This window comes from Rhodococcus sp. IEGM 27 (genome assembly GCF_033142305.1).
GTDB classification, from domain to species: domain Bacteria; phylum Actinomycetota; class Actinomycetes; order Mycobacteriales; family Mycobacteriaceae; genus Rhodococcus_F; species Rhodococcus_F oxybenzonivorans.
Map to the genome: position 1 here is coordinate 626,815 of NZ_JAWLSG010000001.1, position 26,047 is coordinate 652,861.

General features: G+C 68.1%; 4 protein-coding genes. All 4 read right to left on the reverse strand.

Annotated elements, in window-relative coordinates; genetic code table 11:
• Positions 1–35: 35 nt before the first annotated feature.
• Genes R4P95_RS02995 through R4P95_RS03010 form a run of 4 tightly spaced genes read right to left on the reverse strand, consistent with a single transcriptional unit; the run spans position 36 to position 26,037 of the window.
• The gene (locus R4P95_RS02995; RefSeq protein WP_317753814.1) at positions 36–11,570 is read right to left on the reverse strand and encodes a non-ribosomal peptide synthetase; all 11,535 of its coding nucleotides are present in this window, start codon (positions 11,568–11,570) and stop codon (positions 36–38) included.
• Positions 11,557–12,399, reverse strand: coding sequence for a 3-hydroxyacyl-CoA dehydrogenase family protein (locus R4P95_RS03000; protein WP_317743548.1), 843 nt, complete (start codon positions 12,397–12,399; stop codon positions 11,557–11,559). The genes R4P95_RS02995 and R4P95_RS03000 overlap by 14 nt, the downstream gene beginning before the upstream one ends.
• Positions 12,396–16,844 (reverse strand): condensation domain-containing protein, encoded by a 4,449-nt coding sequence (locus tag R4P95_RS03005; RefSeq protein WP_317743549.1) that lies wholly within the window; start codon positions 16,842–16,844, stop codon positions 12,396–12,398. The genes R4P95_RS03000 and R4P95_RS03005 overlap by 4 nt, the downstream gene beginning before the upstream one ends.
• A gap of 31 nt (positions 16,845–16,875) precedes the next feature.
• On the reverse strand, positions 16,876–26,037 hold the full coding sequence (locus R4P95_RS03010) for a non-ribosomal peptide synthetase (protein WP_317743550.1): 9,162 nt from the start codon (positions 26,035–26,037) through the stop codon (positions 16,876–16,878).
• Positions 26,038–26,047 lie beyond the last annotated feature (10 nt).

Sequence of the window (26,047 nt, forward strand, 5' to 3'; positions counted from 1 at the left end):
GGAGACAGCGGCGATCGGGGCATGAGCGGAGACCATCAGGGCGTGCGCGCCAGTGCGTTTTCCAGGATCGGCCCGATCACCGCGAAGGCCTCCGGTGTGGTCATCCGCACGTGATCGCACTCCACCTCGTTCGCGGTGATCACGCCGGTCACCACGGGCTGCCACACGCTCGGCGAGGGTCGTTCACCTTCGTCGTCGGCGCCCTGCGCGGCGGCGAAGAACAGCAAGTCGCCGTCGAACACGCGCGGCCGATGTTCGGCCGAGATCCGCTTCGAGTTCTCGAGGCCCGCGCTGATGCGGCCCAGGAGGGTCGACGCGAACGCCGGGTCGCGGCCGAACGATCGGCCGAGCATCTCGACCAACTGCTCTCGGTACGACCTGTCGTCGTCGCCGCTGCCCTCGAAGTCGACGCCCAGTCCGTGTAGCCATTGCTCGGCGTCGACCTCGAGGTCACCGAAATCGCCCTCCTCTGCCAGGTAGCTGTCCATCATCGCGAGCGTGCCGACGTCCGCCCCGGACTCCCGCAATTCGACGGCGATCGCGTGTGCGATCACGCCACCGAGCGACCATCCCAGCAGGTGGTACGGGCCTCGGGGCTGCACCGCCCGCATCTCGACGACGTAGCGGTGTGCCAGTTCTTCCATCGACTCGAACGTCGCGCCTCCGCTCAGGATGGGCAGCTGGAGCCCGTACACCGGCCTGTCCGGCGCGAGGTGCTGGATCAGTCCGGCGTATCCGAGGGCGAGTCCGCCCGCGGGGTGGACGCAGAACACAGCGGGACGTGTTCCACCGGACCGGAGCGGGACCACGACACTCAACACGTCGTCGGTCGCCGCGGCGCCGGGCGTGGACGGGTCGACGATGCGGCGCGCCAGCCCTTCGGGAGTGGGGTTGCGGAAGATCCACTGCAGTGCGACGTCCGTGCCGAGCCGGTCCCGCAGTGCGGACGCCACCCTGGTCGCGACCAGGGAGTTCCCACCGAGTACGAAGAAGTCGTCGTCGGCTCCGACGCGTTCTACCCCGAGTACGTCGGCGAACACCTCCGCGACGGCGTGCTCGAGCGGAGTGGCTGGTGCCTTGAACGGCCTGGGTGAGACCATCGGCGCGGGAAGTGCCCGCCGGTCCAGTTTGCCTGTGCGCCCGACCGGCAGCTCGTCGAGCACGACCAGCTGGGAGGGCACCATGTAGGGCGCGAGATGAGAGGCGGCGTAGCGCAGCACTTCCGCCGGATCGATATTCGCATTGCCCTCCGGGACAACGTAGCCCACCAGTCGATCGATCGCGCCGGCGTGTGTCGTCACCGCCGCCCGGCCCACCCCGTCGCAGCGGGCCAGTACCGACTCGATCTCGCCGAGCTCCACCCGCTGTCCTCGAATCTTCACCTGGAAGTCGTTGCGGCCTATGTATTCCAGCCGGCCTATCTCGGTCCAGCGCACGAGGTCACCGGTGCGGTACATGCGGGAGCCCGGACCTCCGAAGGGGTGCGCCACGAACGACGCTGCTGTCATACCCGGGCGTTGATGGTATCCACGAGCCAGTCCCGGTCCCGCCGCATACAATTCGCCCACCACACCCACCGGGACCGGCTGCAACCACGGATCCAGGACTATCACGTCGACGCCGCGGCCGGGACCCCCGACGGTGACCGGCTCGTCCGGCGACAGCGCCTCGCTGGCCGTGGTCTGAATCGTCGCCTCAGTGGGACCGTATCCGTTGAAGACGAACCGGCCCGGTGTCCAGCGGTTCGCAAGCTCGGGGGCGAACCGTTCACCTGCCACTGCCAGAACTCGGACGGATGGAAGCTCCTCGGGACTCACCGTTTCCAGGATGGTAGGGGTGAAGAACGCATGTGTGACGTGTTCGGCCTCGAGGAGTTCGGCCAGCTCGCGGCCACCGAGCACGGTGGGGGGCACGATCACCAGCGTCGCCCCGACGGTGAACGCCATCAGCAGTTCGAAGACGGACGCGTCGAAACTCGGCGACGCCAGGTGTGACACCCGTGCCCCGTGCGTCGCTGCGAAGCGTTCCCGCTCCTCGACTACCAGGTTTGCCAGACCGCTGTGCGAGACGACGACACCCTTCGGTGTGCCGGTAGAGCCGGATGTGTAGAGCAGGAAGGCGGCGTGCTCGGTATGCAACGGTCGCACGCGGTCGTCGTCGGTGACCGGGTCCCCGGGGTACGCGCTGTCGACCTCCGGGTGGTCGAGCAGCAGCCACTCGACCCCGCCGGGCAGATGCCCGCGGTGCGCCGATACGGTCAGTCCGAGGAACGCACCGGAATCCTCGAGCATCGCCGTGATGCGGGCTGCCGGGAGCGCGGGGTCGATCGGCACGTACGCCGCGCCCGACTTCGCGACCGCCCACACCGACAGCACCGATTCGATCGACCGCGGCACCCCGACGGCGACGAAGGAGTCGGGGCCGGCGCCCCGGTCGAGGAGCGCTCTGGCCAACCGGTTGGACCGTTCGTCGAGCGTCCGGTACGAAACGTCGATGCCGTTGCTCGACAGTGCGATTGCCTCCGGATCCACGGCGGCGCCGGCGACGAGCACGTCCGACAGCGTCCGTTCCGGAACCGCGGGCGCACCCCGGACCGGCGCGAGTTCGTCCCGTTCGAAGTCGTCCAGTATGTCGAGGTTCCCCAGCCGCACCGAGGGGTCGTCCACCACGGCGTCGAGCATGCGAACGAAACGGTCGGCCAGCTCGGCCACGGTGTCGGCATCGAAAAGGTCGGTGGCGTAACTGAATGCGGCCCTGATACCCGACGGTGACCCCTCGTCGTCGTACTCTTCGGACACGGTGAGCTGTAAGTCGAATCGTGCGATCGTCGCACCGAGGTCGATGCCGGTCACCTCGACGTCCGGCAGCGACAGGTCGGATTGCTCCACATTCTGGAATTCGAGTAGTACCTGGAACAGCGGTGAATGCGCCGTCGACCGAGGTGGGTCGAGCGCTTCGACGACCTTCTCGAACGGCACCTCGGCGTGGGCGTATGCCCCGAGGTCGACGACGCGCACCTGCTCGAGCAGTTCGGCGAATGTGTTCGCGGACCGGATGACGGTGCGTAGCACCACGGTATTGACGAACATTCCGACCATGTCGTCGAGTGCGGCCTCGCCGCGTCCGGCGACGGGGGTTCCGATGGCGATGTCCTCGGAACCGGAAATCCGGGCCAGGAAAGCGGCCAGGGCGGCATGCGCGACCATGAACAGCGTCGACTGGTGCGCCGACGCCAGCGCCGTCAGCCGACGATGCAGGTCGGCGTCGATTTCGAATCCCACTCGGCTCCCACCCGGTGACCGTTGCATCGGACGCGGACGGTCCGCCGGTAGATCCAGTGCGGCAGGAAGACCGGCCAACGCGTTCCGCCAATAGTCCAGCTGTGCCGACACCAGCGACTGCGGATCCTCGCCCGAACCGAGGAGTTGCCGCTGCCAGAGTGCGAAGTCGGCGTACTGCACCGCCAGGGGTTCCCATTCCGGGGCACCCCCGTGGGTGCGGGCCGTGTAGGCCACCAGCACGTCCCGGGCGAGCGGGACCATCGATGCTCCGTCCGCGACGATGTGGTGCACCACCACCAGGAGCACTCGCTCGGCATCGGAGGTCTCGAACAGCGCGGCTCGCACCGGCACCTGCTTGGTGACGTCGAAGCCTTCCGACACCGACGCCGAGAGCCGCTCGCGCAACTCGGTTTCGCTGGTCACCGTCACCTCGGGCAGATCCGGTGCCGCGTCGGGGAGGATTACCTGCACCGGCTCACCGTCGCACATCGGAAAGCGGGTCCGGAGCGATTCGTGCCGCGCCACCACGTCGGCCACCGCAGCGCGCAACGCTTCGACATCGAGTGCGCCGGTGAGCCGGAACGCCATGGCAATGTTGTAGGCGGGAGAGGAGGTGTCGAACTGGTTGAGGAACCACATACGAGTCTGCGCCAGCGACAACGGGATTCGTTCCGGACGCGGTCCGGCCTGCAACACCGGTCGGTCGGTACGCACGGTGGCTTTCGCGGCACGCGCCGCAAACGCTGTGACGGTCGGCGCCTCGAAGAGGGCGTGCAGTCCGACTTCGACGTCGAGTGCCGCGTCGACCCGGGCGACCACTCGGGTGGCGGACAGTGAGTCGCCACCCAAGCGGAAGAAGTCGTCGTCGGCGCCGACCTGTTCGATTCCGAGGACATCGCCGAACACACCGGCCACGACGGCTTCGAGGGGGGTGGCGGGTGCCCGGAAGCGACGCGTCCCGGCGCCGGGTTCGGGTAGTGCTGTGCGGTCAAGTTTCCCACTCACCGTCACCGGCAACTCCCCCACAACCACCACCACCGACGGCACCACCCACCCCGGCACCACCCCCGCCACCCACTCCACCACCACATCCGGATCCACCCGCACCCCCACCTCCGGCACCACATACCCCACCAACCGACCCCCCTCCCGCACCACCGCCGCCGCCCGAGCCACCCCCGGACACCGCGCCAACACCGCCTCCACCTCCCCCAACTCCACCCGCTGACCCCGCACCTTCACCTGCCCATCAACCCGCCCCACAAACTCCAACACCCCCACCTCAACCCACCGCACCACATCCCCCGTCCGATACACCCGAGACCCCACACCCGAAAACGGATTCGCCACAAACGACACCGCCGTCAACCCCGCCCGACCCCGATACCCCCGCGCCACACCCGACCCCGACACATACAACTCACCCACCACCCCCACCGGCACCGGACGCAACCACCCGTCCAACACCACCACCTCCACCCCCACCCCCGGACCACCCACCGACACCACACCCCCCGCCACCAACGGCCCACCCACCGTCGCCTGCACCGTCACCTCCGTCGGCCCATACGCATTGAAAAACTCCCGACCCGGCGCCCACCGCGCCACCAACTCCGGCGCACACACCTCCCCCGCCACCACCAACACCCGCACCGACCCCAACCCCACACCCGACCCCAACGTCGCCAACACCGACGGCGTCACAAAACAATGCGACACCCCCTCCGCCTCCCACAACTCCACCAACCCCACACCCCCGAACACCCCCGGCGGCGCCACCACCAACCGCGCCCCCACCGAAAACGCCATCAACCACTCGTACACCACCGCATCAAAACTCGGCGACGACACCTGCGACACCCGCGAACCCGACGACAACCCGAACCGAACCCGCTCCTCCACAGCCAAATTCGCCAAACCCTCATGCGTCACCACCACCCCCTTCGGCCGCCCCGTCGACCCCGACGTATACATCACATACGCCGCACACCCCGCCCTCAACGGCCGCACCCGATCCCCATCCGACACCACACCCCCCGACACCCCCTCCACCACACCCGAATCATCGAGCCACAACCACTCCACCCCATCCGGCACCACACACCCCGACACCGACAACCCCACCACCACACCCGAATCCACCAACATCTCCCGCACCCGCACCAACGGCAACACCGGATCCACCGGCAAAAACGCCCCACCCGCCTTCGCCACCGCCCACACCCCCACCACCAACTCCACCGAACGCCCCACCACCACCGCCACCACCGACTCCGGCCCCACACCCCGACCGATCAACACCCGCGCCCACCGCGACGACAACTCATCCAACTCCCCATACGACACCTCCACCCCACCACACGAGACCGCCACCGCCCCCCGATCCACCCCCACCCCACCAGCCAAAATCTCCGGCAACACCCGAACACCCACACCCCGCCCACCCCGCACCGGAACCAACACCCCACGCTCCCCCGCACTCAACACCTCCACCCCCGCCAACAACCCATCCGGTTCGGTGGCCATCTCCTCGAATATCCGGGTGACCCGTGCCGCGATCGTCTTGACCGTGGCCGCCTCGATCAGGTCGGGTAGGTAGTGAAAGGTCATGCGCAGCTGCGTGTCCATCGAGAAGGCCACGCTGAGTGGGTAATGCGTGGCATCGACACCGCTGACGTCCACTACCCGGATTCCGGCCAGGTCGGTGTCCTCGGTCAGCCCACCTCGATCGATCGGGTACGACTCGAAGACGGTTGCCGTGTCGAATCCGAGCTGTGGGCCGGCCGCGCGCGCAATGTCGGCGAGACCCAGGTGGTGGTGGTCGAACAACGCCGCCTGCTCCGACTGCGTTCGTTCGAGCAACTCGCCCACCGTTTCCCGGGGATCGAGCGTGATACGAACGGGGACGGTGTTGACGAACAATCCGATCATCGACTCGGCGCCGGCGAGTTGCGGTGATCGCCCGGACACCGTGCCGCCGAACGTGACATCGGACGAGGACGTGGCCCCGTTCAACAGAAGTGCCCACGCAGCCTGGGTCACCGTATTCACAGTGACGTTGCGCTCGCGTGCCAGAGTCGCGAGTTCCGCGGTAAGGCTCTCGGAAAGCGAAAACTGTACCTGGGCGGGCGGGACCGACGATTGTTTTCCCCACGCATCCGGCAGGAGCAACGTCGGTCCGTCGATGCCGGCGAGCGCGTTCGCCCACACCCCCCGCGACTCCTCTGGATCTCGGTGGCGCAGCCAGGTCAAAAAGTCCCGATAGGGCCGGGGACTCGGCAGCGTCCCCGCCCCATCTGCTACATACAGGGCGAGGAGATCCCGGATCGCGAGTGGCATCGACCACCCGTCGAGGAGGGTGTGGTGGTTGGTCCACACCAGACGGACTTCGTCGTGTCCGATGGACAGGAGAAGGAATCGCATCAGCGGTGCGTGGGAGGTGTCGAATGCCGCAGAGCGATCGGCGGACAGAATCCGGTCCAGTTCGGCGCCGCGCGCCTCCTCGGGAATACCCGTCAGGTCGACCTGGCGGAACGGCACGTCGACGGTCGCCGGCACCACCTGTACGAAGGTGCCGTCGGCGGACGGCACGAAGGCCACCCGCAGGTTCGCGTGCCGATCCAGCAGTGCCTGAGCCGCGCGGCGCATCCGCGCCGGATCGACGGCGCCTTTCAAATGTAGCGACACCTGCACCGTGTAAGCGTCGATCGCGGGTTTCGCCATGAGGGCGTGAAACAGCAACCCGGCCTGCAGGGGTGCGAGTGGCCACACATCGGTGAGCGGCCCGAAGCGCTCCTCCCACGCGTCGAGGTCGCTCTGAGTCACGGTGACGAGCGGAACATCGGAAGGGGTGACCCCCCCGGCCTCAGGACGGTGAGAATGAGTTGTCAATGCGGACAACGCCTCCCGTAACAGAATCGCGAACCGCTCGGCATCGTCGCGCGCCACCAGGGTGTCCGGGTAGCCCACGCTCACCCGAAGTTTTCCGCCGACCACGATCGAGTTGACCTCGAGCGCGGCGGAGGCTGGCATGTCGGGGTCCGGAACGTACTGCAGGTCGCCGAATCCGTCGGCGGGTGCCCATGCCACCGTGCTGCCGGCTGGTGCGTCGGGGACCTGGCCGAGATAGTTGTAACTGATGTGCCCCGGTTCGGTCTTCGGCAGCGTGTCGGCCGTGTCGGGGTTCAGGTAGCGGAGGAGGCCGTAGCCGATGCCCATGTCGGGTACAGCGCGCAGCTGCTCCTTCACCACCTTGACCGCCCGGCCCATCGCGGGGCCGCCGGCGAGCGCGTCGTCGAGGTCGACACCGGCGAGGTCGACGCGGACGGGAAAGATTGTGGTAAACCAGCCGACGGTGCGGGACAGGTCGGCGCCCGGCACCACATACTGCTCGCGCCCGTGCCCCTCCATGCGGATCAGCATGGACGACAACGAGATTCCCCGATCGCGTCGCCATCTCGACGATGCCACTGCCAGGGCGGTGACGAGCACGTCGTGGGCACCCCCGTGGTATAACCCCGGGAGGGTTGTCAACAGTACGGAGGTGTCTTCGGTCGACATCTCGACGCCGACGTCACGAATTGCCGTCGCCACGTCCACCGCGGGATCCAGAGGGCGGTCGGTGATCGGGGGGTCCGGCCCGTCCACGACGCTCCGCCACCACGCCAGCTCGGCGACCCGCTCACCGCGCTGTGCCTCCTCCGCCAGGGCATGCGCCCACCGGCGCATGGACGTTCCCGGCGCCGGCAGCTCCGCACCGTGTCCGGCGGAGATCTGCGACCAGGCGGTCGCGAAGTCGGGCAACAGAATCCGCCAGGACACCCCGTCAACGGCAAGATGGTGAGCCACGACGATCAATCGGCCCGAGGTTGCGGGGACGCTCGACGGTCCCGGATCGAGCCACACGAACTGGACGACGACACCATCGGAGGGACGCAGTCTCTCGACAGCAGCCTGGTGCTCGGCCGCGACGAGTGTCGCCGGCGGGTCGGCCTCGACAGTGGCGTCGAACCTGACGCGACGGATCAGTGATGCCGCATCCACGTCGGTGTCCGGGCGGGTCTCCATCTGCCACTGCCCGCTCGCACCCCGGAAGAGCCGGGACCGCAGCATGTCGTGCCGTGCGATCACTGCGGTGACGACAGCGACAAGTCCGTCTTCGTCGATCCCGGCGGGGAGCGTGAGCAGCAGGCTCTGACTGAACCGCTCGAAGTGGCCGCCGCGCTCCAACAGGTACCGCACCACAGGTGTGGGCGGGAAAGTGCCGATACCGCCGCCGGCGAGTTCGGTGAGAGGTCCGGGCGTCGTGCGGTCCGCGATGTCCGATTGTGCTGCCAGCGCAGCCACCGTTCGGTGCTCGAACACCTGTTGCGGAGTGAACACCAGTCCTCGGGCCTTGGCCCGCGACACAAGCCGGATCGACAGGATGCTGTCGCCGCCCAACGCGAAGAACGAGTCGTCGTACCCCACCCGTTCGATTCCGAGTACTTCCGCGAAGACCGATGCCAACGTCTCTTCGACTGCGGTGCGCGCGGGCCGCTGGGGTCGGTGCACAAGTTCCGGTTCGGGTAGTGCTGTGCGGTCAAGCTTCCCACTCACCGTCACCGGCAACTCCCCCACAACCACCACCACCGACGGCACCACCCACCCCGGCACCACCCCCGCCACCCACTCCACCACCACATCCGGATCCACCCGCACCCCCACCTCCGGCACCACATACCCCACCAACCGACCCCCCTCCCGCACCACCGCCGCCGCCCGAGCCACCCCCGGACACCGCGCCAACACCGCCTCCACCTCCCCCAACTCCACCCGCTGACCCCGCACCTTCACCTGCCCATCAACCCGCCCCACAAACTCCAACACCCCCACCTCAACCCACCGCACCACATCCCCCGTCCGATACACCCGAGACCCCACACCCGAAAACGGATTCGCCACAAACGACACCGCCGTCAACCCCGCCCGACCCCGATACCCCCGCGCCACACCCGACCCCGACACATACAACTCACCCACCACCCCCACCGGCACCGGACGCAACCACCCGTCCAACACCACCACCTCCACCCCCACCCCCGGACCACCCACCGACACCACACCCCCCGCCACCAACGGCCCACCCACCGTCGCCTGCACCGTCACCTCCGTCGGCCCATACGCATTGAAAAACTCCCGACCCGGCGCCCACCGCGCCACCAACTCCGGCGCACACACCTCCCCCGCCACCACCAACACCCGCACCGACCCCAACCCCACACCCGACCCCAACGTCGCCAACACCGACGGCGTCACAAAACAATGCGACACCCCCTCCGCCTCCCACAACTCCACCAACCCCACACCCCCGAACACCCCCGGCGGCGCCACCACCAACCGCGCCCCCACCGAAAACGCCATCAACCACTCGTACACCACCGCATCAAAACTCGGCGACGACACCTGCGACACCCGCGAACCCGACGACAACCCGAACCGAACCCGCTCCTCCACAGCCAAATTCGCCAAACCCTCATGCGTCACCACCACCCCCTTCGGCCGCCCCGTCGACCCCGACGTATACATCACATACGCCGCACACCCCGCCCTCAACGGCCGCACCCGATCCCCATCCGACACCACACCCCCCGACACCCCCTCCACCACACCCGAATCATCGAGCCACAACCACTCCACCCCATCCGGCACCACACACCCCGACACCGACAACCCCACCACCACACCCGAATCCACCAACATCTCCCGCACCCGCACCAACGGCAACACCGGATCCACCGGCAAAAACGCCCCACCCGCCTTCGCCACCGCCCACACCCCCACCACCAACTCCACCGAACGCCCCACCACCACCGCCACCACCGACTCCGGCCCCACACCCCGACCGATCAACACCCGCGCCCACCGCGACGACAACTCATCCAACTCCCCATACGACACCTCCACCCCACCACACGAGACCGCCACCGCCCCCCGATCCACCCCCACCCCACCAGCCAAAATCTCCGGCAACACCCGAACACCCACACCCCGCCCACCCCGCACCGGAACCAACACCCCACGCTCCCCCGCACTCAACACCTCCACCCCCGCCAACAACCCATCGGGCGATTCCAGTGCGGCCGTGAGGATTCGGACGAAGCGCTGCAGATCGGCCGGACCGTGTGCTTCGACGGACCACGTCCCGTCCCCGTCGTCCACGGCGATAGATGCGCGCTCCCCCGTTGCGCCCCAACGCTTCACCACTGCGACGGCGCAGTTCCCGATCCGCTCGACGCCGAGCGGTTCCCGCACTTCACCCGCCAGCGGGCACCAGTCCTGCCCGATTGCGGCAGCATCGGTTGTGGAGAGGAAGCGCCGTCGACGGGATCTCCGCAGTTGCAGGCCCACCTGCCGCGTCACCGCGTCGAACGTGAAATGGGGGGCGAGGGTCACCCTGACCGGCATCGTCGTCCCGTGTTCCCGGAACCCGAGCAGTACGTCGTCGATGCCCGTAAGGCTCTGCCGGTACAGCGCGAGAGCCGCGAGGAGAACTGCTGCCGTACCGCCGCCGCTGCGGCGTGCGAGTCGCGCCGCTACACCGCCGACCGATACATTCTCGTAGCGTGAATCCTTCTGTTCGGGAACCTGATCCAACAGTTCTTTCGCTTTCGGGACCCCGGCGAGGAGTTCCTCCCAGTAGCGGCGGTCGTCGAGCCACGCGGCGCTCTCCCGGTAGCGGGCATCGGAGGCGAGCAATGCCGACGGGGACGTGAACGGCCAGATCACTCTCCGAGGCGGCGCGGTGCGGGCGGCCTCGTAGGTTTCGGCGGTGGCCCGGACGATCGCCGCCATGCCCGGTTCGTCGTTGACCAGGCGGTGGTAGCGCTGGAACCAGCCGAACCGTCCGTGCGGCAACCGGAAAAGGGTGTGGACGTACAGCGGGCCGGTGGTGACGTCCATTGTCCGGTCCAGTTCGCGGCTGATCCACGCCGCGACGAGGGTGTCGGCGTCGGCCGAGGTGCTCGCGTCGATCACGTCCGGTCCGGACACGTGCCCGGTCCCGGTTCTCTGGCGTAGTTCTTGCCCATTACCGCCGAGGGTGACGCGTAGACAACCACATTCGGTCAGCGTCTGCCGCAATGCGGTAGAAAATGCGTCCTCGACGAGCGGGCCGTCGAGTTCGAGATACAACGCGAAAGTGGGGTTGTGGTGTCCGGTCTCGACCAGTGCGAGTTGGTCGTACGTCAGGGGCAGTTCCACACTGCCAGTGAGCTCTTCATCGGCAGGCGGTCGTTCATCGGTAGTCATGGAAGCCCCGCCCGGTCTTACGCCCCAGGTGGCCGGCGTCGACCAATGCGGTGAGCGACTCGGGCGGGCGGTAGTGGTCGTCGCCTGTCAGCGCGCGGAGGGTGGTCATCGTGTCGTGAACGTTGTCGAGGCCGATCAGGTCCGCGGTGCGCAGCGGCCCCATGGGATGGCCGAGGCAGCCCTCGAACAGTGCGTCGACGGTTTCCGGGTCGGCGATACCGGCGTCGACGGAGGCGGCCGCCTCCGCGATGCACAGCATGAGCACGCGATTCAACACGAAGCCGGGTCCGTCACCCACGATGATGCCGGTTTTGTTCAGGGAGGTGAGGAACTCCTGCGCGCGGTCCAGGGTGCGCTGGGACGTTCGCGGTCCGGCCACTACCTCTACGGTGTCCTTGAGCGGCGCCGGGTTCATGAAGTGCAGCCCGACAACCTGTTCCGGCCTCGAGGTGGACGCGGCGACGAGATCGACCGGAATCCCCGAGGTGCACGATGCGAGTACGGCATCGGCGGCGCACCAGCGGTCCAGTTCGGCGAAGATCTTCTCTTTGAGGTCGATCCGTTCGGGAACACACTCGACGACGACGGTGGCGTCGTGCAGCTCGGACATCTGATCGGTCCATCGCACACGTGCCGCCACCTCGGCGGGTTTCGGGCCCGCGCTGCGGCCGAGGAGTATCGCGAGCCGCAGCGAGTCGCTCATGCGCTTGCGCGCGACTTCGACGGCGTGCGGATCCGACTCGACGACGATCACGTCGTGGCCGGAGTGCGCACAGCACTCGGCGACTCCGACCCCCATGGTGCCTGCGCCCACCACACCGATGCTCATCGCGCCGCCTCCGAGGAGAGACCGGTGTCGTCTTGATGCACGTACTCCATCGCCACCTCCTGGGCCGGCAGGTCGGGATGCGTCACCAGCCCCCGGATGAGCTGACGGAGGTCGGCGAGCATCGCGGTTGCCGTGCTGCGGTCGAACAGTTCCACCGCGTAGTCGAGTTCGAGGGTGAGATTCGGGCCCTGCCCACGGGACCACGCCAGCGCCAGTTCGGCGGACGATGCCTCGGCACGGTCGTCACTCGGGGCGCGTTCTCCGTCGCAGCGGACCGGGAAGTGTACTGCTGCGGAATCCCGCATGCTGCTCTCGGAGCACAGTTCCGTACGGACCGTCGACACCAGTTCGAGGAACGAGGGTTCACCCGACAGGTCGACACCGACGAGCCGCGGCGGGCCCCCGGGGGCCGCGGCGGTGCCGACGACCACCTCGTCCTGAGCGGTGTACCAGGCGAGGAGGGTGATCCACGCGGCGAGCAACTCGGCGAATTCCGGGGCGTCGTCGAGCATCGCGGTTACCCGATCGATCGAGTAGCGAAGCGGTTCCGCGCCGTTCGATGTCGGCCGCGGCCGGTCGGCCGGTACCACCGGGGGTGCGATCGGCAGTTCGCGCGACGGGAACTCGTCGGACGAGTCGGTGAGCAACGCTGAGATCGACTGCGCCGCCTGAGAATCGACGATGCCCGTCAGGATGGCAACGTACTCCTCGCACAGCGCGGCGGCGGTCTGCTCGGTGAAGAGTTCCGTGCTGAACTCGAGCCCGGCGGCCATGTCGTCTTCGCCGCCGCGCTCCGTGGTGACGAGGGTGAGGTCGAACTTCGCTGTACCGGAGGGCACCCCGCCGAAAGCGATGGCCGAGGGATCCTCCTGATCGAACAGCGTCTCGGTAAGCCCCTGCTGCGACTGCAACGCGGGCAGTTCCTGGTGGACATGGCAGACATCGAAGAGCGGGGTACGGCTCGTGTCTCGGTCACCGGTGAGTGCCGTCACGACCCGGTCGAACGGAATCTCCTGATGTTCGAGGGCGCCCAGCACGACGTCGCGCACCCGGCCGAACAGTTCCGTCAGGCTCGGTTCGCCGGACAGGTCGGCGCGCAACGCCACAGTGCTGTTGAAGTACCCGATCATGCCGGCGAGTTCCGGCCGGTTGCGCCCCGTCGTCGGGGTCCCGACGACGATGTCCCGCTGGCGACTCCGGCTTGCCATGAGTAGGAAGAACGCGGAGAGAAGTACCACGAACAGTGACACCGACTCACGCCGGGCCACGGCTCGTAGGCGTGCTGTCTGTTCGGCCGAAATGGTGAAGGTGTGGAATGCGCCGGTGAAGTTCTTCCGTTCCGGTCGAGGAAAGTCGGTGGGAAGCCGCAGCAGCGGGACATCGGCGAGTACCCGTCGCCAGTAGTCGAGTTCCGGCTCGAGTGCGGCGCTCGCGATCAGTTCCCGCTGCCACAGCGCGTAGTCCCAGTACTGGATGGACAGTGGCGGGAGATCCGCGGGGCGACCGGTCCGGCGTGCGGCGTACAGGGCGGGGAGTTCGCGTTCGAATATTCGCGGCGAACCACCGTCGTTGACGGAGTGGTGGGTGGTCACCTGCAGGACGTGTTCGTCCGGGCCGATCCGGACGAGGAGAGCACGCACCAGCGGGTCGTTTGCCAGGTCGAACGGTGCGATCGCCGCTTCGTGCACGAGTGCCCGGGCCGCAGCCACTGGGTCCGGCTCGTTCGACACGTCGGCGGTCCGGAAGAAGTCGCCCAGCGATGGGCGAATGCGCAGTTGCGGCTCTCCGTCGACGTTGACGTAGTTGGACAGCAGTACCTGATGCCGTGCGGCGAGGTCGTCCCACATTCCGCGGACGGCCGATTCATCGATCGGTCCGTGCAGGTCGCTGACCATCGGCAGGTTGTAGATCGTCGTGGCGGCGTCGAGTTGGTGGTGGAACCACATGCGCACCTGGCCGAAAGACATCACATGCCGTCCGCGTGGTGTGATCGGGGGCAGCCCACCGGCTGCGGACGTGCCCGCCGCGAGCAGCTCCGCGAAATCTGCGACCTTCGGCCGCTCGTAGAGGTCGATCAACTTGGGTCTAACCCCGTACTGCTCGGCCACCTTGTCGACGAGTTGCATCGCGATCAGCGAGTTGCCGCCGAGTTCGAAGTAGTCGTCGTCTGCGGCAACCGCCGTCTCGCTGTGCAGCAGACCGCGCAGTGTCGTCTGCAGCCAGTCGAGGCTGTCCGCCGGGGCGACGCGCGCCGGTTCCGGCTTCGGTTCCTGCGCGACGACTTCGGGGGTTCGACCCCACTCCGGCCGGCCGGGCAGGTCGTACCAGCACCGGGAGCCCAGCATGGGGTGCCCGGGCAACCGCACCCGCCGAGCGGTCTCGTCAGCCGCACCGACGGCAGCCCAGTCGAGGTCGACTCCGCGCTCGTACAATCCCGCGAGCACATGGGTGATGGCCCCAGAGGTGTCCGGTACGCGCAGGATCTCTGCATCCGCTCGGTCACCGAGCGTGTCGGCGAGCAACCGTCCGAGCCGCCCGTCCGGGCTCGGCTCCACGAACACGACGGGTCCGTCGGCGAGCATTCCTTTCGCGACGGCGACGAACCGTCCCGTGTCGATCGCAGGGTCGGCGGCGGCCGCCGCGATCTCGGAGGCGGTGACCTCCGACAACGTGCCGAGCAGATACCTCGCGGCATAGCGCGACACACCACCGCTGAGGACGGCGTCCACGGATATCCCAGCGTTCCGCAATTCCCGGTGAACGGCGATCTGGCCGGCGAGAAGGTCCGCCTCGTCACCCGTGGCCGGCAGTGCCGGCGGAAGGGAACGGCCACGGAGTGCGGCGGGCATCGGGTCCGGTGACAGCAGCAGTGCCACAGACGGTGCCCGCCGGGTCGGCGCAGTCTCGTTCCGATCCTCGAGGTCCGCAGCCTGCGCGGCGAGTGCCTTCGCCAGTTCGTCGACAGTGCGCGCCTGCACCGCCACCCGATACTCGTGATGCGGCCGCCCATGGTTGAGAGTGAAGACGATGTCGGCGAGGTGATACCCGCGCACCGCCGACGCCAGATCGTCACACAGAGTGGCCAGCGCCGCTGCGCTTTTCGCCGACACACCCACGAGCCGAAGAGTGTCCTCGGCGCGGGGCGCGGTGTCCTCGACGCGGGGCGCGGTGTCCTGCCGGGGTGGCTGCTCCACCACACAGTGCGCGTTGATACCGCCCAGACTGAACGAGCTGACTCCGGCCCGTCGAGGGCTGCGCTCCTCGCTCCAGGTCCTGGCCTCGGTGACCACCTCGATCCCGCTGCCGGCGAAATCTACTCCGCCGGTGGGCCTGTCGAAATGCAGCGACGGGTACAGCTCACCGTGCTCGACGGCAAGGATCGCCTTCACCAGGCCCGACACTCCTGCTGCGTGGTCGAGATGGCCGATGTTGGTCTTCACCGAACCGATGGGCAGAACACCCGACCTACCCTCGAATGCGGTGGCGATTCCCTCCAGTTCCACGGCATCGCCCAAGGGTGTTCCCGAACCGTGCGCTTCGAGATACCCGGCATCGCGCGGTGCGAGCCCCGCGTTGCGCCAGGCCCGCTCGATCACGGCCACCTGCGCCCGAGCGCTCGGTGAACTGATGGTCGCCGACGAATGACCGCTCGACACCGTTGCGGTGCCGCGGATCACCGCGTGCACCGGCACATGGTCGGCACGCGCGCGCCCCATCGTGGTGAGGAGCAGCGCCGCGCCACCCTCGCCGACGGCAGTACCGTCCGCGCTCGCATCGAATGCCCGGCATCGTCCGCCGGGTGACATCAGCTCGGCCGAGCCCTCGGCCAGATCGGCGCGAATGCCGTTCACCCGCAGACTGACACCGCCCGCGAGCACGAAATCGGCGTCTCCCGAGCGCAGCTCCCGGCAGGCGTGGTGCACGGCGATCAGCGAACCGTTGCAGCCCGAGTCGACGGCGTAACAGGGCCCGGTGAGCCCGAGTTGGTACGCGATGCGGGCGGGCACCGCGAACGGAACGTTGCCCAGGGTGCTCAGGACGCCCGGTTCCGCCCACATCGCCGGGTACGTGGACGTCGCGGCGCTGAAGATCACCGCTGTCGCACTGTCCCGGAAGTCGGTCGCCGAATAGCCGGCCTCCTCGATCGCTCGATACGCCAGGACCAACGCCAGACGTTGCTGCGGGTCGATCAGCGACGCCTCCCGCTTCGACAGCGTGAAGAACGAGTAGTCGAATGTGGCGATGTCCTCGACGAACCCCATCGGCTGGTAGTCCGAGGGCGGACCGAGTCCGGTGGCCTCGGCCCGCGACCGGGACAGCGGGCGCACCGAATCCCGGCCGGCCGCGAGGTTCGCGCGGAACTCCGCCAGGTCGTCGGCCTCGGGGTAGCGCGCGGCGATGCCCACCACGACGACGTCGTCGTCGCCCGGTTGTCGCTGGGTCACTGTTGCCTCCCGGAGTTGGTCAGAAGTTCGGTCAGAATTCGTAGGTAGCGGGTGCGCGGACCTGCGTTGCCCCGGCAGAGTGCGAGATCACCTCGGCCTGCGCGGCGACCGTGACGACGTCGAACAGCCGGCCCACGCGGAGGGCGCCCGGCCACCGGTCCTCGAACCGCCGCGCAAGTTCCACGACACGGACAGAATTGCCGCCGACGTCGAAGAACCCGTCCTCGCGAGAGAAATCGTCATGCCCCAGGACGGCCGCCCACTCCTCGGCGACGGCGCGTTGCACCTCGGTCCACCGTTGTCGTGACGTGCGGTCGGGTGCCTGCGCCTCCGGAATCAGTGCGCGCAGCGCATCCTCGTCGACCTCGCCTTCGGGGGTGCGCGGCACTGCACCGAGCGCGAAGAACTGCGCGGGCACGAGTCGGGATTCGAGTCGCTGGGCACCGAATGCGCGCAGATCCTCGGGCATCGGCAGGACCGCCGCAGTTGCCGCCGGAACCCAGAACAGCGTGATTCCCGCCGCCGTCGTCAGCGCGACCGCCTCGCGGATTGCGGGGTGAGTCTTCATGATGTCCGGAATCGAGTGAAGCGGGGAGCCGTCGACGCCGACGAGGCGTCCCGACCGTGTCCACCGAGCGAGCCGGCCGGTGCGGACCATGCGGGATCCGGGGGCACCGAAAGGATTGGCGACGACAGTGGTGGCCGCCGCCCGCGGTGACAGGTCGTCCGCCGCGGACTCGGCCAGGTACACCGCGCCCGTCGCCCCCTCGGGCACCAGATGCAGCCGGGAATCGAGAACGAAATTGCCTGCCGCCAAGCTATATTCGCGGAGCTGCTGCCGGTCGGCGGGGGCGAGAACATCAATCTCGTCGACGGCGATACCCGGCTCCGCGACTGCGGCCGATAGGATTCTGGTGAACCGGTCGGCGAGGGTGTGGATGGTCTGCTCGTCGAACAGGTCGGTGGCGTAGGTGAAGGCAGCGGTCATCCCGGTCGGCGACCCGGACTCGTCGTGGCGTTCACGGAGGGTCAGTTGCAGGTCGAACAGGGACACCGTGACTTCGGGTTCGAGCACCTCGACATCGAGGTGTGGGAGCGGAAGCGCGGGGTACTCGGTGTTCCGGAATTCGAGCAGCACCTGGAACAGCGGCGAATGCGACTGCGAGCGTGGCGGATTCAATGCCTCCACCACTCTCTCGAACGGCACGTCGGCGTGGGTGTATGCAGCGAGGTCGGTGTCGCGGACCCGCCCCAGGAGATCGGCGAACGTTCCCGAGACCTCGGTCCGCAGGACGAGGGTGTTGACGAACATCCCGACGACGTCGTCGAGGTCCGCCTCTCCGCGTCCGGCGACGGGCGATCCGATCACGATGTCGCGGGTGCCCCCCGACCTGGACAGCAGTAGCGCGAACGCCGCGTGCACCACCATGAAGACGGTGCAGTGCCGCGACCGTGCGAGCGCTACGACATCCCTGTGCATGTTTGCGTCGATGGTGAACGTCCACCGGTCGCCGGCACCGGATCGATGCGGCCGTCGTTCCCGATCCGCGGGTAGCTCGGTTACCACCGGCGCATCGGCGAGGACGGCTCGCCAGTAATCCAGTTGCCGGGACATCAGGGAGTCGGCGTCGTCCTCCGAACCCAGCAGTTGCCGCTGCCACACGGTGTAGTCGGCGTACTGGACCGGCAGCGGGTCCCACTCCGGCGCGCGGCCCGCGGCTCGGGCGCTGTACGCCGTGAGAACATCCCGCGCCAACGGGACCATCGAGAACCCGTCCGCGGCAATGTGGTGCACCACGACGACGAGCAGGTGGTCCCGCTCGCCGTACTCGAACAGTCGCGCCAGCATCGGGACTTCGGCGGCCACGTCGAACCCTGTCGACACCAACTCTGACAGGGGTGCCTCTCCCGTGGTCACCACCGTGAGCCCCGCGACGTCGTGAGCGTCGATGATCACCTGGGTGGGCCCCGCGACCCCGTGGGGATACCGCGTGCGCAGCGTCTCGTGCCGGATCACCACATCCGTGAGTGCGGCGGCGAGCGCGTCCACGTCGAGTTTTCCCGAGAGCCGCACCATCATTGCAATGTTGTAGGCGGGCGAGGAGGTGTCGATCTGGTTGAGTAGCCACATCCGGTGTTGCGCCCACGACAGCGGGAGCGGGTCCGGCCGTTGCACCGCCGTCAACCTGGGCCGGTCGGCAGCGCCTCTACCCTCGATCCGTCCAGCCAGGGCCCGCACCGTGGGGGCCTCGAACACGTCGCGCACCCCGATGCTCGCGCCAAGTGCGGCGTTGATCCGCGCGACGACCTGTGTCGCTGTCAGGGAGTTGCCACCCGACGCGAAGAAGTCGTCGTCGGCGCCCACGGCACCGCTTCGAAGCACTTCCGCGAAGATGCCGGCAACGATCGACTCGAACGGCGTGGTGGGCGCCCGGAAGACACGCGGGGCGAGCTCGGGATCCGGGAGTGCCCGCCTGTCGACCTTTCCGTTGGGGCCGAGCGGCATTCGATCCAGGACGGTCACCGTGGCCGGCACCATGAACGGCGCAAGGACGGATCCGGCGAAGAGCAGGACTTCTGTGCTGTCGAGATCCGCATGCTCGTTCGCCGTGACGTAGCCGGCGAGCACCGCCTGGCCGGCCGGGGTGCGGCGAACCGTGACCACCGCCTGCGCGACCCCGGGGCAACGGGTGAGCATCGCCTCGATTTCTCCCGGCTCTACCCGCTGTCCACGCAACTTCACCTGAAAATCGTTGCGGCCCACATACTCCAGGAGTCCGTCGGGTGTCCACCGCATGAGGTCGCCGGTACGGTACATTCGCGAGCCCGCGCGGTCGAACGGGTTGGCCACGAACGAGGCGGCGGTCGAACCGGGCTTCCGGTGATAACCGCGCGCCAACCCGTCCCCCAGCATGTACAGCTCACCGACCACGCCGACGGGAACCGGTCGCAGCCACTCGTCGAGGAGGAGTTCGCGGATGCCGCGGATCGGGCGCCCGATCCGCACGGGGTCGCCGGGCGCCATCGGGGCCCCGATGTTGGACACCACCGTCGTCTCCGTGGGCCCGTAGGCGACGAGCAGGGTGCGCCCGGATGCCCAGCGGTCGAGCAACTCCGGTGGACAGCGTTCCCCGCCGACGACAAGGGTGCGGAGGAGGTGCAGGCCGCGCGGATCGACCGTGGCGAGCACGGCGGGGGTCACGAAGGCATGCGTGATGCGTTCGGAGGCGAGGAGATCCGTCAGCGCGTCGCCGCCGTACACCTGGGAGGCCGCGATCACCAGTCGAGCGCCCGCACCGAAGGCCATGAGGTACTCCAGCATCGACGCGTCGAATCCGGGCGCCGCAAGATTGAGCACCCGGGAGGCGGCGGTCGTGGCATACCGGATGTGCTGCTCGACGGTAAGATTCTGCAGCCCCGTGTGGGTGATCACCACACCTTTCGGCGTTCCGGTCGACCCGGACGTGTACATCAGATAAGCGGGATGTTCCGGTCGCAGCGCGGCGACCCGGTCGCCGTCCGTGATGGGATGGGACCGCCACCGCCGCGACGGACCCGGGTAGTCGAGGTGTAGCCACTCCACACCGTCGGGCATCCGGTCGCGCTGTTCGGCGACCGTCAAACCGACGACCGCGCCGGAATCGGCGAGGATGTCGGCGATCCTCGCCTGCGGCAGAGTCGGATCGACCGGTACGAAGGATGCCCCCGACTTCGCCACCGCCCACACCGACACCACCAACTCCACCGACCGGACGAGGCCGATCGCCACTTGGTCTTCCGGGCCGATGCCGCGATCGATCAGCACCCAGGCCAGCCGATTCGACCAGTCGTCGAGTTCGCGATACGACATCACCGCGTTGCCGTAGGACAACGCGACTGCATGCGGATCGCGTTGCGCCGCGGCAGAGAGAACGTCCGGCAGCAACCGGGGCGCTTCGGCAGGGTGTCCGCCGACCGGAACCAGCGCCCCCCGCTCGTCGGGCGTGAGCACATCGATGCGCGCCAGTGGAACGTCGGGCGATGCCACGATCGTGTCGAGCAGACGCACGAACCGTTCGGCGAACGCGTGCACGGTCGCAGTGTCGAAGATATCCGTGGCGTAGGTGAAGCCACCACTCATTCCCGCCGGGGCGCCGTCCTCGGCGAACTGTTCGATCAACGTCAGTTGCAGGTCGAAGGTCGACACGGACACGCCGAGATCGATCTCTTCCACCGTGAGACCCGGTAGGGCCAGCGTCGGCCGTTCGACGTCCTGGAACTCGAACAACACTTGGAACAACGGCGCGTGTGACGTGGTGCGCGGTAGGTCGAGCACCTCGACCACCCGCTCGAAGGGCACGTCGGCGTGGGCGAACGCCTCCAGATCACGGTCCCGGACGGTGTGGAGCAGGTCTGCGAACGAGCCGGAGCCGGGGACCGGGGTCCGCAGCGCGAGAGTGTTGACGAACATCCCGACCAGGTCGTCGAGGACCGCTTCGCTGCGACCGGCGACCGGCGAACCGATCACCACGTCACTCGTGCCGGTCAGGTTCCCGAGTAGTACCGCGAACACTGCGTGCGACACCATGAACACCGTCACCTCGTGTTCTCGCGCGAGGTCCCGCAGTCGCTCGTGCAGGCGTGCGTCGACGGTGAACGACACGCCCGCCCCGGCGAGTGACCGCACTTCCGGACGAGGATGATCGAGCGGTAGATCCGCCACGATCGGCGCATCGGCGAGCGTGGAACGCCAGTATGCGAGTTGCCGGGACATCAGGGAGTCGGGGTCGTCCTCCGAACCCAGCAGTTGCCGTTGCCACACGGTGTAGTCGCCGTAATGCACGGGCAGCGGTTCCCACCGCGGCGCGTGGCCGGCCACCCGAGCCGCGTAGGCGGCCGTCACATCCCGGGCGAGTGGGCCCAGGGACAGCGCGTCCGCCGCGATGTGGTGCACCACGAGAGCGAAGACGTGCTCGCTCGGCCCGACTTCGAACAGTTCCGCCCGCAAGGGCACCTGCGTCGTGAGATCGAAGCCTGTCGCCAAGGCCGACGAGATTCGTTGGCGCAGTTCGCTTTCTCCCGTCACTGCCACCGCACGGAGTTCCGGCAGGGCGTCCCTCACCGGGAGCACCGACTGCACGGGGGTGTCTCCGGCCAGTGGGAACACGGTCCGGAGAATCTCGTGACGGTCCACCACATCGGTCAATGCGGCCTCCAGCGCGGCTGAGTCGAGAGGCCCGCGCAATCGGAAGGCCGCTGCAATGTTGTAGGCGGGCGACGTCGTGTCGAACTGGTCGAGAAACCACATCCGCGTTTGCGCGAGGGACACCGGCACCGGCGAGGAGCGATCCGTCGGGACCAGCGGTGGCCGAGTCGTCGTCGCGGCTCTACCCACGCGAGTGGCCAGCAACCGGATCGTCGGGGCCTCGAAGAGGTCGCGCACGCCCACACCCGCACCGAGTTCGGTCTGGACTCGGGCCGCGGCCCTGGCGGCGATCAGCGAGTTGCCGCCCAGCCCGAAGAAGTCGTCGTCGACACCGACGGACGGCACGTTCAGCGACTCCGCGAAGACAGCCGCCAGCGCCTGCTCGACGGCAGAGCCCGGTGCGACGAAGTCGGCACGGGCCTGCACTACCGGAGACGGAAGGGCCGCCCGGTCGACCTTGCCGTTGACGGTGAGCGGCAGCTGGGTGAGAACGGTCACCGACCCGGGAACCATGTACGAGGGGAGAGCGGATTCCGCTGCCTCGAGGACTGCCCCCGGGTCGACGAGCGCCCCCGGTCCGGGTACCACGTATCCAGCAAGGGCCGGGCCGGTCACCTCGTTCCGGAGCAGCGTCACCACCGCCTGCGCCACCCCGTCGCAGCGGCCCAACACCGATTCCACCTCGCCGAGTTCCACGCGGAATCCACGGATCGCGACCTGCTGATCGTCGCGCCCGAGGTACTCGAGATGTCCGTCCCGGCGCCACCGCACCACGTCACCGGTCCGGTACATACGCGACCCGGACGTGTCCGCGACGAATCGGGATGCCGTGAGCCCGGCGCGGCCCAGATAGCCGCGCGCCACTTGGGGTCCCGAAACGTACAGTTCACCGGCCACACCCACCGGCACAGGATGGAGTCGTGGGTCGAGCACCGATACGCGGAAACCCGGAATTGCCCGCCCGATCACACTCGTCCACGCGGCGGCTGCGAACTCAGGGTCGAGGGGAAGGTGACTGACGTGCACCGTCGTCTCCGTGATGCCGTACATGTTGACGAGTACGGGCGCGTTGTCGTCGTGCCGCGAGTACCAGCGTGCGAGCTGCCCGAGGTCGAGCGCTTCACCGCCGAGCACGACGTATCGCAGCGAGAGTGGTTCGGCGCTCTCGTTCGTGGCTTCCGCCTCGATCAGCTGGGCGAACGCCGTGGGCGTCTGGCTCAGCACCGTCACCCGTTCTCGGCGCAGCACTTCGAGGAACTGTGCCGGCGAACGGGTGGTGTCGAAGTCGGCGACCACGAGCGTCGCCCCGTGGAGCAGAGCTCCCCACAGCTCCCAGACGGAGAAGTCGAACGCCGGTGAGTGGAACATCGTCCAGACGTCGGTGCCGTCGAACCGGAACAGCTGCTCGGCGCTCGCGAAGAGGGCCACCACGTTTCCGTGTGACACTGCCACGCCCTTCGGTCTGCCCGTCGATCCCGATGTGTAGACCACGTACGCGAGCGAATCCGGGTTGATCGGCGCCCGCTCGGTGTCCGTCACCGGCAGCGCTGAAACGGTGTCGAGCTCGCCTTCCTCCGAATCGAGCAGGAAGACAGGGATGTTCGACGGCGCCAGCGCCGCTGCGGTGTCCTGGGTGGCGAGAAGACACACCGGTCGGGCGTCGTCGAGCACGAGCGCCGACCGCTCACCGGGGTGATCGACGTCGATCGGGAGATACGCCGCACCGGCCTTGACGACGGCGACCAGCGCGACCACCAGCGTGGCCGACCGCGGTGCCGCGACCGCGACCAGGGATTGCGGACCCACTCCCCTCGACAGAAGCTGCCGCGCAAGGCGATTGGACCGGTCATCCAACCGGCCGTACGTGAGCCGTTCGCCGCCCGCCACGACCGCGGTGGCATCAGGTGTGCCCGCGGCCCGCACTGCGAACAGCTCGGTCAGCGTCCGACGTGGGGGCGACGTGGGGCGCGTCGACCACTCGAGGAGAAGCGTGTGCTCGGCCGGCGCGAGCAGCTCGATGTCACCGACCGGGACGGACGGGTCATCGAGGGCGGCCTCCGCGAGTCGGAGCAGCCGATAACCGAAGCCCGAGACTGTGCCGGCGTCGAACAGATCTGCGGCATAGGAGAATCGGACCTGCTCGTGGTCCACGGTCACCACCAGGTCGAGATCGCCGAGATCCCGGCCTCGGTCTCCGTAGTCGAGCAGCACTTGGAACAGTGACGCGTGTGATCGGGACCGCGGCGGATCGAGCGCGTCCACGATCTGCTTCCACGACACGCCGCGGTGAGCGGCCGCCTCTCGTGCCGCGTCCCGCACCCTCTGGACCAACTCCGTGAACGGTTCACTGCCACGCAGCCGGGTCCGCGACACCAGTACCTCCGCGTCCACCGCGGTTCCGACGACCACGTCCGCGGTACGCGCTACCCGCGACAGCAGCAGAGCGAGCGCAGCGTGGACCACCGTGAACACGTCGGTGCGGTACTCGGCCGCGAACGTCGTCAGCCGATGCTGCAGAGCTGCGCCGATCGCCACCTCCACGGCGGCGCTGCGCCCGGACGGCCGGGGTGGCCGGGGCCGATCGGCAGGCAGCTCGATCAGCGGCGGCGCATCCGCCAGCGTCCGCGTCCAGAAATCCAATCTGGCTGTGTCTTCGTGGACAGTGCTGATCACGGCGTCCGCGTCCGCCCGCAGGAACTCGTCGAGCAGTTCCACGAACCGGCGGTGGTGGGCACCGACCTCCTCGGCGTAATACCGATTCGGGTTCGCCAGGAAGTGGACGAAGGTCTTCACCGGCGCACCGCTCTGGTACACGTCGACGAGCAGATCTTCCACCGGCCCGGACGTGACGATGTGGTACTCGCCCACGAGGGAGCCGAGCCTCAGCTCTTGATGGAAGAGCATCACGTTGACCATCGGCCCGGACAGCGTGTCGGCGGCGCCCGCCCCTGCGTCGCGGCGAATGTCCCCGAGCCCGAAACGCTGGTGTCGCAGGGCACCCAGCAAGTCGAGCCGGACTCGTTCGACCAACTCGCCCACCGTGTCTTCGGGCCGGATCTCCACCGGCAGCGGCACGATACCGGCCACCATGCCGCCCGAACGTCGCAAAACCGCCGTCGTTCGCGCCGACACCGGGATAGTGACCAGCACGTTCCGGCGTCCTGTCATGCGTGCGAGATAGCAGGCGAACCCGGCGATGATTCTCGCCGTGCCGTGCTGCCCGGCCTCGCGCAGCGCACGCTCGGCCGTCTCGGGCAGCGGTCCCCCGATGTCATTGCTGTCGGCCACAGCGGGTGCGGCCCTGCGAGCCAGGCTCGGTGCAGGACCGAGTCCGGCGATCCGCTCGGCCCAGAACTGGCGGTCCGCGGCGAAGCGGCTCGACGATCGGTACTGCTCGTCCACGTCGAGGAGGTACCGGGGATCGACAGCCTCATTCGGTGGCGGCTCCCGGTTCGCGATCGCGGCACTGTATCGGGCCGCGATCCGGTTGAGCATCGTCATTGCGCCGTAGCCGTCCAGCGCCACGTGATGAATCTTGCTGTACCACAGGTAGTGCTCGTCGCCAACCCGCAGAATCGCGGATTCGACGAGGCGGTCGTGGGTCAGGTCGATCGGCGTGGCGCAGTCCGCCCGCATCCACCGGCGAGCCGCGTCTTCCGGGTCGACCTCTCCGCGGAAGTCGACCAGCCCGATGGATCGGTCCGTCGAAGGGTCGACCAGCTGGAACGGGCGGCCCTCGACTTCGATCAGACGCAGGAACGGCGACCCGAACTCGTCGGCGGCGGCCACCGTGGCGGACCTGAGGAGATCGACGTCCAGGTTTCCGTGCAATTCCACATACTGCGCGATACACAACGGCACGTCCGGTGCGAGCTGCTGCGCCAGCCAGGCCTCGTACTGCGCGGCGGACAGTGGAAACGGTGAGGCTGGTGAAGCGAGGAAACGGGCGGGAGCGTCGGCGACACAGGCGGGTTCGCCGGCCGACCCCCTCGCTGCTCGTCGCTCCATCGCAATCGCA

Bases quoted from the DNA above. Each gene is read 5' to 3' on its own strand.
- R4P95_RS02995 (WP_317753814.1), bottom strand. From the start codon at position 11,570: ATGACTACCGATGAACGACCGCCTGCCGATGAAGAGCTCACTGGCAGT.
- R4P95_RS03000 (WP_317743548.1), bottom strand. From the start codon at position 12,399: ATGAGCATCGGTGTGGTGGGCGCAGGCACCATGGGGGTCGGAGTCGCC.
- R4P95_RS03010 (WP_317743550.1), bottom strand. From the start codon at position 26,037: ATGGAGCGACGAGCAGCGAGGGGGTCGGCCGGCGAACCCGCCTGTGTC.